This is a genomic window from Sphingomonas sp. (assembly GCF_042095875.1).
In the GTDB taxonomy this organism is placed as follows: Bacteria; Pseudomonadota; Alphaproteobacteria; order Sphingomonadales; family Sphingomonadaceae; genus Sphingomonas.
This window is the reverse complement of sequence record NZ_JBELMJ010000008.1, coordinates 18,460-31,403: the sequence shown is the minus strand read 5'-3', so window position 1 is coordinate 31,403 and position 12,944 is coordinate 18,460. Positions and strand designations below refer to the sequence as shown.

Below are 12,944 nucleotides of genomic sequence, written 5' to 3'. Positions count from 1 at the left end.
TTGTCGGGGCTTCCGCGTGGGGGCAGGTCGCTCATGTCAGTCGCACTCCTCGCCCGCCTCAACGCGCGACACCGCCCGGTGGCCCCGCCCGCCCGCCACAACGCTGCCCTTCTCGTCGTCCCGGACTTGATCCGGGATCCCGCTGCTCCTTGGGCCCCGTCCGGAAACAGTAAATCGAGCCGGGCGAGAGACGCTCCGCTCGACCGCCTGATCCGCTCATCGGCGCGCCCGCGGCTACAGCGCCCCGGCGTCCAGCGTCACCTGCTTGCCCTGCGCGCGCGCCGACGGCTTGCCGCCCGCGACCGTCGACCACACCTGCGCGGGCGCGGGCATCTTGTTGAACGACGGAAAGGTCGACGCGCTGCCGTCGACGTCGGTCAGCGTCACCGCGTAGGCGCCCGTCTTGTTGACCTGCCCCATCAGCGACGGCGTCACGTGGATCACCCGCCCCGCGTCGCCCAGCGCCATCAGGTAGCTGTCCGTCGCGCCGCCCGCGCGGTACACGCCGTACTTGCCCCCGTCCTCCGCGTCGCGGCACCACGTCGCCGGCGCGCCCTGCCCCGATTTCTCGCTGTTCGCCCCGGCCCCTGCCTTCTCGCCCGCGCTCCGCGTCGCCAGGCTCAACCCGATCAGCACGTCGGCCAGGTCCGCCTTGACCATCTTCGCCTTGGCGTAGCGCAGCGGCTCGGCGCACGCCGCGACCGGCACCGCCGCGGCCGTCCCTGCCATGCCCGCGGGCGGCCAGCGCACGCCCGCGATCACCTGCGCCATCCGCTCGCCCAACTGCGTCGCATTGAGCGCGGGCGCGGTCATGCGCAGCGCGACCAGCCACTCGCCGACCGGCACCACCGCCAACCCGGTACTGCGAAACCGCCCGCCCGCGCTCGCGTACACCTGGCGCAGCGACGAGGCCGCGGTCGCACCCGGCGCCGCGAACGCGACCGGCGCGGCGCTCGCGGGCGACATGCCGCGGAAATCGTCGTTCGCCTCCAGCGCGGCGCGCGAGCGGTCGAACCACAGGGCGACGTCGTCCGTCGCGGGGTGGAACAGGAACAAAGTGGTGATGACGCTCTTGTCCGCCGCCTCGTACCGCGCGGTCACGTCGAACTCGCCCGCGGTCGCGTCGCTCAGCTCGGTGCGCGTCAGCCCGGCGATCGTCGGCATCAGGATCACGCCCGTCTCCGCGTGCTGCCAGCCCTTGCCCGCCGGCACCGCCAGCTCGCGCGCCGCCGCCACGCCCGTCGTCGCAGCCATCATCGCCGCCGCCACCAGCAGCCATCCGCTCATCGCCCGCATCACCGACGCCCCCTCGTTACCCGCAGCATCGGTCGCCGCGCACGCGCTGACAAGCCGCATTCGCCCGACCGCGGCAGGTCCCCCGACGCACGAACCTCGCAAGCCCCTCCCCGCGTTACTATCTCCCGCATACTGGCATCCGCCGCGGAACGAAGGTAGAACGCCCCACATGGCTTTGACGACGATTTCGGTGCGCGGCGCGCGCGAGCATAACCTCAAGGACGTGGGCGTCGACATCCCGCGCGACACGTTGACCGTCATCACCGGACTGTCGGGCTCGGGTAAATCCAGCCTCGCCTTCGACACCATCTATGCCGAGGGGCAGCGCCGCTACGTCGAGAGCCTGTCCGCCTACGCGCGCCAGTTCCTGGAGCTGATGCAGAAGCCTGACGTCGACCATATCGAGGGCCTCTCCCCCGCGATCTCGATCGAGCAGAAGACCACCAGCCGCAATCCCCGCTCGACCGTCGCCACCGTGACCGAGATCTACGACTACATGCGCCTGCTCTGGGCGCGCGTCGGCGTGCCCTATTCCCCCGCCACCGGAGAGCCGATCGCCGCGCAGCAGGTCAGCCAGATGGTCGACCGCATCATGTCGCTGCCCGAGGGGACGCGCCTCTACCTGCTCGCCCCCGTCGTGCGCGCGCGCAAGGGCGAGTATCGCAAGGAGATGCTCGAGTGGCAGAAGGCGGGCTTCACCCGCGTCCGCATCGACGGTGAGCTCTACGAGATTGACGAGGCGCCCGCGCTCGACAAGAAGTTCAAGCACGACATCGAGGTCGTCGTCGACCGCCTCGTCGTCCGCGGCGACATCGCGACGCGCCTCGCCGAGAGCTTCGAGACCGCGTTGAAACTCGCCGACGGCCTCGCCTACGTCGACCCCGCCGATCCGGTCGAACCCCGCACGCCGCAGAGCGCCGTCCTCGGCGACCACGCCCCCGACGGCCGCATCGTCTTTTCCGAGAAGTTCGCCTGCCCCGTCTCGGGCTTCACCATTCCCGAGATCGAGCCGCGCCTGTTCTCGTTCAACGCGCCGCAGGGCGCCTGCCCCGCGTGCGACGGTCTGGGCGAGAAGCTGATCTTCGACGAGGATCTCGTCGTGCCCAATCACGAACTGTCGCTCAAGAAGGGCGCGGTTGTCCCCTGGGCCAAGTCCAACCCGCCCTCGCCCTATTACATGCAGGTGCTCGGCTCCCTCGCGCGCGAGTTCGACTTCGCGCTCGACACTCCTTGGGGCGAGCTGCCGCCCGAGGTGCAGAAGACCATCCTCCACGGCACGCGCGGCAAGCCCGTCACCCTGACCTTCGTCGACGGCAAGAAGTCCTACGACGTCAAGAAGCCGTTCGAGGGCGTCATCGGCAACCTCAACCGCCGCATGCTCCAGACCGAGAGCGCGTGGATGAAGGAGGAGCTGTCGAAGTACCAGTCCGCGCAACCCTGCGAGACGTGCCACGGCGCGCGCCTCAAGCCCGAGGCGCTCGCGGTCAAGATCGCGCAGCAGGACATCAGCCACGCCACCCACCTCTCGGTCGTCGACGCGCTCGCCTTCTTCACCGATTTGCCACAGCACCTGGGCGATCAGCAGCGCGCCATCGCCGAGCGGATCCTCAAGGAGATCGTCGAGCGCCTGGGCTTCCTCAACAACGTCGGCCTCGACTACCTCAATTTGAATCGCACCAGCGGCACGCTCTCTGGCGGCGAGAGCCAACGCATCCGCCTCGCATCGCAGATCGGCTCCGGCCTCTCGGGCGTGCTCTACGTGCTGGATGAACCGAGCATCGGCCTGCACCAGCGCGACAACGACATGCTGCTCGCCACGTTGCGGCGTCTCCGCGACCTCGGCAACACCGTGCTGGTGGTCGAGCACGACGAGGACGCGATTCGCACCGCCGACTACGTCATCGACATGGGGCCGGGCGCGGGCGTCCACGGCGGGCAGGTCGTCGCCGCCGGCACGCTGGAGGAGGTGCTGGCAACCGAGGGCAGCGTCACCGCCGATTACCTGAACGGCGTGCGCGAGGTCCCCGTCCCCGCCAAACGCCGCAAGGGCTCGGCCAAGAAGCTCACCGTCCACAACGCCACCGCCAACAACCTGACCGGCGTCACCGCGTCGATCCCCTTGGGCACCTTCACCTGCATCACCGGCGTGTCGGGTTCGGGCAAGTCGAGCTTCACCATCGACACGCTCTTCGCCGCCGCCAGCCGGACGCTGAACGGCGCGCGCATCCTGGCGGGCAAGCACGACAAGATCACCGGGCTCCAGCATCTCGACAAGGTCATCGACATCGATCAGTCGCCGATTGGCCGCACCCCGCGCTCCAACCCCGCGACCTACACCGGCGCCTTCACGCAGATCCGCGACTGGTTCGCCGGCCTCCCCGAGAGCCTAGCGCGCGGCTACAAGCCCGGCCGCTTCTCCTTCAACGTCAAGGGCGGCCGGTGCGAGGCGTGCCAGGGCGACGGCGTGCTCAAGATCGAGATGCACTTCCTCCCCGACGTCTACGTCACCTGCGACGTCTGCCACGGCCAACGCTACAACCGCGAAACGCTGGAGGTGAAGTTCAAGGGCCACTCGATCGCCGACGTGCTCGACATGACGGTCGAGGACGCGGCCGAGTTCTTCAAGGCCGTGCCCCCGATCCGCGACAAGATGGCGATGCTGGTCGAGGTCGGCCTCGGCTACGTCAAGGTCGGCCAACAGGCGACCACACTCTCCGGCGGCGAGGCGCAGCGCGTCAAGCTCGCCAAGGAACTCGCCCGCCGCGCCACCGGCAACACGCTCTACATCCTCGACGAGCCGACCACCGGCCTCCACTTCGAGGACGTGCGCAAGCTCCTCGAAGTGCTCCACGCCCTCGTCGAACAAGGCAACACCGTGGTCGTGATCGAGCACAACCTCGACGTCATCAAGACCGCCGACCACATCATCGACATGGGGCCGGAAGGCGGCGTCAAGGGCGGCCGCGTTGTCGCCGAAGGCACGCCCGAGCAGGTGGCGAAGGTGAAGGGCAGCTTCACCGGGCACTACCTCGCGCCGTTGCTGCGGAAGCGGAAGGTGGCGGAGGCGATGGCGGCGGAGTGAGGGTAAGGACACTTACCTGCGATTAAACGCGGGCGGGCTTGAGATTTGACATTGCAGGTTCACGTCTTAGCCATTGCGTATGAGCAACGTAACCTTACACGAAGCAATCCGCATCGCGGCGGACGGAGACGCGATATTATTCGTAGGTGCAGGTGTTGGTTTTCTGGTCAAAGGCCCAAAAGGCCCGCTGCCCGATGGTACCAAGCTTAGCAACCGAATATTGGGACGTTTGGACGACGAGCCTGACGCTCCCCCCTTAGATCGGGCTGCAGGATTTGCCATTCGGAAGGGCGTAGGAGCTGACGGCCTCTATGACATACTTAAGGAAAACTTAAGTATTGTAGAAGTGGATGATCTTCTAGCTAGGCTGTACAGCCTACCTTGGAAAAGGATTTATACGACCAACTATGACGATGCAATTGAGATTGCTAGAGATCGGAAGCAACCGACAAACTCCTGTCAACTAGAGTCATCAGTTTCCAGTGGAAAAATCGGCACCGTTCTTCACATCAATGGTCGTTTTGCTACAGTCTCACCCGCATCTATTGACAGTGACCTTTCTCTTTCCGATCGCTCATACGCGACCCGGAACTTCGAAAAGAGTCCTTGGTATGGCTATTTTTCCAGGGATTTAGATAATGCCCGCGCTATTATCTTTGTGGGGTACAGCCTCTATGATCTTGATATAGCGCGAGTAATTTTTTCCAGTAACATAAAAAGCAAAACATTTTTCTTCGTGCATCCAAACGTTGACGAGATTGAAGAAGATACCATCTCGCAATACGGCCAAATACCTGGCGGAGGCGCCATCGCGCTCTTAGCTGCTATGGATGAGAGCCTAAGTGACTACTCTCCTAGCTCTCGTAAAATGCGGTTTTCACATCTTCGTGAAATTGGCTCAAGTGAGGTACCCACCCGTGTGGAGCCAAGTCGCCTTCTCGATGCTCAATTGGTATTTGGCACGCTTCCAGAGCGAGAGGTTGTCGAGAATGACTCAGTTTTCGACGATAAACCGTTCGTTATAAATCGCGCACAAACAGCCGAGGCATTGGATTTAATGCGTCGAGGTTTATATAGAGATGTTTTGATCACTGGAGAGTTTGTTTCTGGAAAATCCGCAGCCGCCCTCACCATAGTCGCCAATTTCGTGCAGCAGGGATATCGCGCTTACTTCGCGGAACATGGCGCGCGCCTTTCGGAAGAGCTAGACGAACTTGCCAGTCTAGATGATCGAGTTGTGGTTGTTTTTGAGGGTTACTCGACTTTTCGAAGAACTATTATTGACTATGCACAAAAGAGAAATGCAAGACATAGACTTATTTTAACTGAACAGTCTGTTCAGCATGAGTTGTACGGTGACTTTCTAAATAGCCCAGCGCTTGTTGGAAGAGTCTTTGAGGTAGTACTGGATCGAATTAGCGATCCTGACGCAAGCGCCTTCACAAGTCTGCTTGATTTCGGTGGGTACTGGGGCGAACGCTCCGGATTAAGTGAGCACACTAACGCGAGGTACATAACCCATTCTTTGCAGGGATCTCTCTACCGATTACTGTTGGAGATAGTAGAGTCAAAGGACGTTCAGAACCGCATCGACCGTATTCTCGAGCCAATTCTCTTTAATAAAAGAGCAACGGAAGTTTTCGTAGCTGCCTGCTCGGTAAACGTATTAGGAGCCCAATTTCGCATTGCTGATTGGGTGGGAGCCTTTGACCCTCAATTTGTTAAGGGGGTTCTTCGGAACTACGCTGATGAGGTCAAGTATTTCTTACTTGTTCAGTCTGGTCATGTTTTTCCACGAAATGGGGTACTCAGTTCTTTTATCCTAAAGCGCGTTAAAGATCGTAGTATTATCCTGGAAGCTTTGCTTAAGCTTTTTAGAATCGCAGCCCACGAAAAACAGCCTTTCGACGTCTACGACGACGTTTTTGTGAGGCTCATGCAATTCAACCGACTGCAGCCGATCCTGAGTGGGCCAAGCGAAAAAGATATGGTATTGTCGTTCTACGAGAAAATACGCCCTATTTCAGAGACCTATAAAAATCCAGATTACTGGTTGCAACTAGGAATTGCTGCCACCGCCTTTGATGAATTAGATGTTGCGGCTGATGCATTTGAGAACGCTTACTTTAGAGAGGATAAGCAGAAGCGTCCGAACTTTAAGAGAATAGACAACTATTACAATCGGTACTTACTTAAGTTTTCATCATCCGCTGCTGACTCTCAAGATGCCTTTGATCTTTTTAGTGAGGCCGTTTCTGGATTAGCTAAACAAATGTATTTAGAGGATAATAGGCATTATCCCTTCAAATCTGGTCGGGCCTATCGCGCTTTCGCACAGAAGCACTTCGCGAATTGGCGCTCTGATCAACAACAAACCTTTATAGCTGAAACCAGAAACATCAGAGATAAAGCCATCCAATACGAGAACAAACACAAAGGAAAGAGTAAAGATGTGGATGTTCTTATACGTGAAACGGGAGAACTTCTCGCAAAGCTTGGCGCGCTGAAATAGACTGCTACCTTCCCTGCCGCGTCGTCAGTCGGCGCTGCTGGCGCCGCTGGCCGGGCCGGCGCTGGTGCGCGCGGCGCTAGCTTTCGCTACCGCCTTGCCGCGCCGGCCTGTCCTACACGCGCCTCCCATGCCTACCTCCCGGTCCCCCCAACCAACGGGACCCACGCGCATGAACACGCTACCGCTCTACCCCGCCTTCCCCATCGACACCTCTCCCGACAGCGGCGAGCAGCCGTGGCGCGAATGGCAAGCGCACGTCGACGCCGGCCGCATCGCCACCACGCGCCTTGCGCCCGAACACATTGTCGCCGCGCGCGCGATGGAGGCGCTGTTCCGCGCGAACGGGCTGTGCCGCCGATGACCCCGCTCCCCACCCCCGCGCTCACCCCCGACCGCCTGCCCGCCCCCGATCAACCTCCCGCCGACCAGCCGCCCGAGCCCGAAGCGCACGCCGCGCCCGCGCCCGCCCCCGCGCCCACCCGCCACGACGGCTGGACCCCCGATCGCCAGCGCAGCTTCGTGGAGGCGATCGCCGGCGGCGACACTGTCGAGCAGGCATGCCGCCGCGTCGCGCTCACCGTATCCTCCGCCTACGCGCTGCGCCGCCGCACGAACGGCGCCGCCTTCGCGCTCGCCTGGGACGGCGCGCGGCTCCTGGCGCGCGAGGCGCTCGCCGACACGCTCCTCACCCGCGCGCTGGAGGGTCAGGAGGAGACGATCACCCGCGCCGACGGCTCCACCGTCACCCGCTACCGCCACGACAATCGCCTCGCGACCCACATGCTCCACCGGCTCGATCGCTTCGCCGACGCCGCCTCGGCCAGCGCGCACGGCACCGCCGCGCGGCTCGTCGCGGGTGAGTTCGACGCCTTCCTCGACCTGCTCGGCACCCACGCCGCGCCCGCGCGCGCCGGGCTGTTCCTCGGCACCCGCCTCGCGCCCGATGGCGAGGGTGACACCCACGCCGATCTCGCCCCCGTCCTCGCGCTCGCCCGTGCCGACCGGTATCTCCGCACCCGCGCCGCACACGCCGCCGACGTCGACGTCGCCGACCTCGACCCCGCCGACCGGGCCGCGTGGAGCGCCGAGCAATGGACCCGCGCGGAGGCCGCCGGCCTCGTCGCGCTCGCCCCGCCCCCACCGCTTGCGGAGAGCGCGTGTGAACCTCCACTTCCTCCACTTCGCCCCGACCTGCCCGAGTACGTCAGCCCCGCCGACCGCCCCGATCCGGTCTGGTGGTGCGACGACGCCGACGCCTGGCGCACCCGCTTTCCCCCACCCGACTTCTTCATGGGCGAGCAGGACGGCGAGTGGGGCGACCCCGATTATCAGCGCGAGCTCGACGACGACGAGGTCGAGCAGCTCGAACGCCAGCACCGCATCCAATCCGCCGTCCGCCACATCACCGAGGGCCGCGAGCGCGACGCCTGGTTCGCCGCCGCCGCCCGCGCCGGCCGCGACGACGACGAAGAGTACGAAGTGCTGGAAATCTCGTATCCGGACGAGGACGACCCGTGCCAAGCGCCGGCGAGTGCGCACCGCCACGATGACCCTGCCTGCGCCGAACCGCCCGAACCGCCCACCCGCGCCGACCATAACGAAGCGGACCGCCCCAGCGCCGATCCCGACCCGGCAGACTTGGCAACGGTCACCTCATCGGACGACAGCCCACCACCCGCGCTCGCGGCCAAACCGAACCGGAAACCGCGCCGCGGCAAAGCCGCGTCGTCAGCCGGTGCGTGCGCACCGCTTGCCCGTAGGGCGATGCTCGCCAGCGCGCCCGCGCCTGGCTAGCATCGCCCGATGTGCAACGAAGCCGCCCGCCGCATCGACCTCGACCTGCTCCGCGCGGATTTCGCGCAGCTCCGCATCCCGCTCCATTTCCCGGAGGGGCTGCCCAACATGGCCCCGCTCGCCTCGGTCCGCATCACCGACCCGACCGTGATCGTCCGCGCGGTGGAGGAAGGGAGCAACGAGGCCGAGCTCGTCACCTGCCGCTGGAGCTGGCCGGGCGCGCACGGCCGGCCGGTCTACAACTATCGCTCCGACGGCCGCACCATCGCGCGCGGGCGCTGCCTGATCCCGGTCGACGGCTTCTACGAATTCACCGCGCCCCCGCCGGGGCAGAAGCGCAAGACCCGCTGGATCTTCACCCACGCCCGCGACCCCTGGTTCTGTATTGCCGGCGTGTGGAAGCGCGACCACACGGTCGGAGAGGCATTCTCCATGCTCACGACCGAGCCCGGCCCCGACATCGCCCCCTATCACGACCGCCAGGTCGTGGTGCTCGACCGCTCCGACTGGGCGCGCTGGCTTGACGGCTCCGCGCCATCCGCCGAGCTGTGCCGCCCCGCACCCGCGGGTACATTGGTGCCCGCGCGCGTCGACGGAACGCCCGCCCCGCCCACGGGTTGACCCGCTCATGGCACAGAACAACCCCGCAACCCGCCGCAGCGCGAACCGCAAACCCGCCGACAAGCCGGTGAAGAAGACCAGCCGCGTCGCCGTCGCCGCCGGGATCGGCGCGGTCGCCGCCGGCCTGTTCGGTGCGCTGCGCTTCGGCCTGTTCGACAAGCTGCTAGGCGGGCGCCCGGACGGCGGCGAACACCCCGCCCCCGACCTGAAGCCCGCCGCCCCGACGCCGGGCACCAACCGCGCCCCCGTCGACTTCCGCCCCGATCCCACCGCCGCCGTGCCCGACAGCGAGCGCGAGTCGCTCCGCCCCGCCACCGGCCCCGCCCCCACGCTCGCCGCCAACCGCGGGGAGATGGCGAACCAGACCGGCGCCGCCAACTGACCTCTCCGCGCGCTTGGTCAGAGCCACCAGCTCACGGTGGCGGAGAACGGCGTCCACCGCCCGACCCGCACCCCGGCTCGGCGAAGCGCGCGCCCGGTCCACGCATTGCACGTGTTGAGCAGGTCGTACCGCCCATGCGCCGGGTAAAATGCATCATATCCGGCGTAACCGCGCACCGGCTCCCCCGCCGCCAGGCTGCCCCGCACCACCCGCGCCAGCCGCCGGTACTCCGCCGGCGTCAGCACCACCGCCCGCACCCGCTCGCCCTCAACCGGCCGCGGAACATGCTCGACGTGCAGCACAGTATCCTCGCTCCCCACCGCCGCCGCGATCACGGTGCCGGGTCGCAGATCCCACCACGTCGGCGTGTTGACGAAGAACCCGCGCTCGCCCCATCCCACCGCGACGTGCGCGAACCCCGCATACGCCGGCTCCCGCAACGCCCCGCCCCCGAACACCCGGCGCCAATCCACCCCCGCCGCCTGCTTGGGCATGACCAAGTCTGTGTGGATGCCATTGTCCTCGATCCAGATCGTCACGCCCTCGGCGGGTGGACGCCAGTCGCGGTTCGTCACCCACGCCGCCCCGATCAGCCCCGCCGACAGATAGACCGCAGCGGCGGCGGCCAGGCTCAGCAGCACGAAAGAGAGACGACGGGCTTGGCGCATCACCCGCTCATGCTAGAACAACGCCATGACTGAGGAAACGCACGTCCTGACCGCCCCGCCCGCCGACGCCTCCGCCGATTGGACAATCGCGCAGAACTGGGCGAGCTACACGCCCGAGGAGCACGCGACCTGGGACACGCTGTTCGCCCGCCAGTCGAAACTGCTGCCCGGCCGCGCGAGCGACGCGTGGCTGCGCGGGCTCGACGTGCTCCGCCTCGACAAGCCGGGCATCCCCGACTTCGCCGAGCTGTCCGAACGCCTGATGAAGCTCACCGGCTGGCAGGTCGTCGCCGTGCCCGGCCTCGTCCCCGACGACGTGTTCTTCGACCACATGGCCAATCGCCGCTTCGTCGCCGGCAACTTCATCCGCCGCCCAGATCAGCTCGACTACCTCCAGGAACCCGACGTCTTCCACGATATCTTCGGCCACGTCCCCATGCTCGCCGACCCGGTGTTCGCCGACTATCTCGAAGCCTATGGCAAGGGCGGGCAGCGCGCGCTCGGCATGGACGCGCTCAAGTATCTCGGTCGCCTCTACTGGTACACGGTCGAGTTCGGGCTGATCCAGGAGAACGATGGCCTGCGCATCTACGGCTCGGGCATCGTCTCCTCCGCCGCGGAGAGCCGCTTCGCGCTCGACGACGCCAGCCCCAATCGCATCGCCTTCGACCTCGCCCGCGTCATGCGCACCGAGTATCGGATCGACGATTTCCAGCAGAACTACTTCGTTATCCCGAGCTTCGACGAGCTGCTCCGCGCCACGGTCGAAACCGACTTCGCCCCGCTCTACACCGAGCTCAAGCAGCTACCCGACATCCCGGTGGCGCAGATCATCCCAGAGGACCGCGTGCTGACCGAGGGGACGCAGGCCTACGCCCGCAGCAAGGTCGCTGCCTGACCGCCGGCCGGTCGCTCGCCTACAGGTCGAGCGCCCAGCCGTCGCGGCCCTTGGGGTCGATCGGCTTGCTCGGCACGTAGCGCTCGGCTCCGGCGCGCAGCCGCAGGATCGTCCAGTCGCCCCGCCGGTCGAACGCTTCCAGCACGCACCCGCACGCTGCGAAGGCCGCCACCACCTCGTCGTGCTGCACCTCCAGTAGCCCCGCCAGCACGATCGTCGCGCCCGGCACGGCGATCGCCGCCACCTCCGGCGCCATCGAGATCAGAGGGCCGGCGAGGATGTTGGCGATCAACATGTCGTAAGGCGCGCCGGCCGCGACCTCGTCGCTCAGCGCCCCGTCCGCCACCACCAGCCGCAGCCCGGCAACCTTGTTCGCCGCCGCATTCTCCTCAGTCACCACGATCGCCGCCGGATCGATGTCGGTCGCGGTGACCGTCGCCTCCGGCCATAGATGCCGCGCGGCGAAGGCGAGCAGCCCCGTGCCGGTTCCCAGGTCGATTACGTTGGTGAACGACTGTTCGGCCAATCCGTCGAGCATCGCGAGGCAGCCAGCGGTCGTCGCGTGGTGCCCGGTCCCGAACGCCTGCCCGGCGTCGATCAGGAACGCGCGCCCGCCCGGCGGCGCGGCGATCGGATGGGCACTGGTATGCACCGCGAAGCGCCCCTCGCGGATCGGCTCCAGCCCCGCCTGGCTCATCGTCACCCAGTCCTGCGCGGCGAGCGGCTCGACGATCGCGTCGGCGACGCCTGCGCTCGGCACCAGTGCGCGCAGGCTCGCGATCATCTCAGCGTCGGGCTGATGCGCGCAATAGGCGTCGAGCCGCCAATGCTCTCGGTCGTCCTCCACCTCCTCCGTCGTCATCAGCACCGCGTCGATCGTCAACTCGTCCGCCGCGTCGATCGCCTCGGCCTCGGCGCGCGTGCACGGCAACGTCACGCGCCAGCTCTCGATCGCACCAGCCTCAGCGGACATAGCTCGCCCCGTTCACGTCGAGCACCGCGCCCGTCATCGATGCCGGCGCGTCGAGCGCCAGCCAGCGCGCCGCCTCCGCCACCTCGTCGGGCATCGCCACGCGACCGAGCGGAATGCCGGCGAGCAGCTTGTCGCCGCCACGACTCTCCAGGTAATCCTCCGCCATGCCGGTCATCGTGAAGCCGGGGCAGATCGCGAAGGCGAGGATGTTCTCGCGGGCGTAGCCGCGCGCGATCGTCTTCGTCATCGCGACCATGCCCGCCTTCGATGCCGCGTAATGCCAGTGCGCCGGGCTGTCGCCGCGATAGGCCGCGCGGCTGGCGACGTTGACGATGCGCCCGCCGTGCCCGCGTTCCTGCCAGTGGCGAACGGCGCGGCGGCACAGCATCGCCGACGCGGTCAGATTGACCTGCATCGTCCGCTCCCACCCCGCGCGCCACGCATCGTCGTCGCCGTCCAGTGGATTGGCCTCGAACACGCCCGCGTTGTTGATCAGCACGTCGACGCGGCCGTTCAGCTGCTCAAGCGCCGCCTCCCACAAGCGGTCGGGCGCGGCGGGGTCGGCGAAGTCGGCCGGAATGCCGCTCGACGTGCCATGCCCGACGACGTTGTTGCCCGCTGCCGTGAGCGCGTCGGCGATCGCCGCGCCGATGCCGCGGCTGGAACCGGTGAGAAGGATGTTGGTCATGCGCCGCGTCTAGAACGCGTCCGCGCACGC

General features: G+C 66.1%; 11 protein-coding genes. 7 read left to right on the top strand and 4 right to left on the bottom strand.

The features are described from left to right. Positions 1-234: 234 nt before the first annotated feature. Positions 235-1,287 carry a hypothetical protein gene (locus tag ACFDS6_RS04825; RefSeq protein WP_375270978.1) on the bottom strand — a complete coding sequence of 351 codons (1,053 nt, stop codon included), beginning with the start codon at positions 1,285-1,287 and terminating at the stop codon, positions 235-237. 178 nt (positions 1,288-1,465) lie between these two features. Here ACFDS6_RS04825 and uvrA point away from each other — a divergent pair, with 178 nt between their 5' ends. The 6 genes from uvrA to ACFDS6_RS04795 all read left to right on the top strand — a co-directional run bounded on the left by uvrA (position 1,466) and on the right by ACFDS6_RS04795 (position 9,687). Then, positions 1,466-4,378 (top strand): excinuclease ABC subunit UvrA, encoded by a 2,913-nt coding sequence (gene uvrA, locus ACFDS6_RS04820; RefSeq protein ID WP_375270977.1) that lies wholly within the window; start codon positions 1,466-1,468, stop codon positions 4,376-4,378. 79 nt (positions 4,379-4,457) lie between these two features. Beyond that, positions 4,458-6,890 carry an SIR2 family protein gene (locus ACFDS6_RS04815; protein WP_375270976.1) on the top strand — a complete coding sequence of 811 codons (2,433 nt, stop codon included), beginning with the start codon at positions 4,458-4,460 and terminating at the stop codon, positions 6,888-6,890. Positions 6,891-7,059: 169 nt separating this feature from the next. Further along, positions 7,060-7,251: a hypothetical protein gene (locus ACFDS6_RS04810; RefSeq protein WP_375270975.1), complete on the top strand. Its 192-nt coding sequence runs from the start codon at positions 7,060-7,062 to the stop codon at positions 7,249-7,251. Then, on the top strand, positions 7,248-8,684 hold the full coding sequence (locus ACFDS6_RS04805) for a hypothetical protein (RefSeq protein WP_375270974.1): 1,437 nt from the start codon (positions 7,248-7,250) through the stop codon (positions 8,682-8,684). The genes ACFDS6_RS04810 and ACFDS6_RS04805 overlap by 4 nt, the downstream gene beginning before the upstream one ends. Positions 8,685-8,693: 9 nt before the next feature. Then, positions 8,694-9,305, top strand: coding sequence for an SOS response-associated peptidase (locus tag ACFDS6_RS04800; RefSeq protein ID WP_375270973.1), 612 nt, complete (start codon positions 8,694-8,696; stop codon positions 9,303-9,305). A gap of 7 nt (positions 9,306-9,312) precedes the next feature. Next, complete coding sequence (locus tag ACFDS6_RS04795; RefSeq protein WP_375270972.1) at positions 9,313-9,687, top strand: hypothetical protein; 375 nt, start codon at positions 9,313-9,315, stop codon at positions 9,685-9,687. Between the two features lie 17 nt (positions 9,688-9,704). Here the strand turns inward: ACFDS6_RS04795 and ACFDS6_RS04790 are convergent, their stop codons facing one another. Next, positions 9,705-10,355, bottom strand: a complete 651-nt coding sequence (locus ACFDS6_RS04790; protein WP_375270971.1) for a TIGR02117 family protein — start codon at positions 10,353-10,355, stop codon at positions 9,705-9,707. Positions 10,356-10,380: 25 nt separating this feature from the next. On the opposite strand from ACFDS6_RS04790, the gene phhA reads away from it, so the two are divergent. Next, positions 10,381-11,253: a phenylalanine 4-monooxygenase gene (gene phhA / locus ACFDS6_RS04785; RefSeq protein WP_375270970.1), complete on the top strand. Its 873-nt coding sequence runs from the start codon at positions 10,381-10,383 to the stop codon at positions 11,251-11,253. Positions 11,254-11,272: 19 nt separating this feature from the next. Here phhA and ACFDS6_RS04780 read toward each other — a convergent pair whose 3' ends face one another. Continuing rightward, entirely contained in the window at positions 11,273-12,226 is a 954-nt protein-coding gene (locus ACFDS6_RS04780) for a 50S ribosomal protein L11 methyltransferase (RefSeq protein ID WP_375270969.1), read from the bottom strand. After that, positions 12,216-12,914 (bottom strand): SDR family NAD(P)-dependent oxidoreductase, encoded by a 699-nt coding sequence (locus tag ACFDS6_RS04775; protein WP_375270968.1) that lies wholly within the window; start codon positions 12,912-12,914, stop codon positions 12,216-12,218. The genes ACFDS6_RS04780 and ACFDS6_RS04775 overlap by 11 nt, the downstream gene beginning before the upstream one ends. Positions 12,915-12,944: the final 30 nt, after the last annotated feature.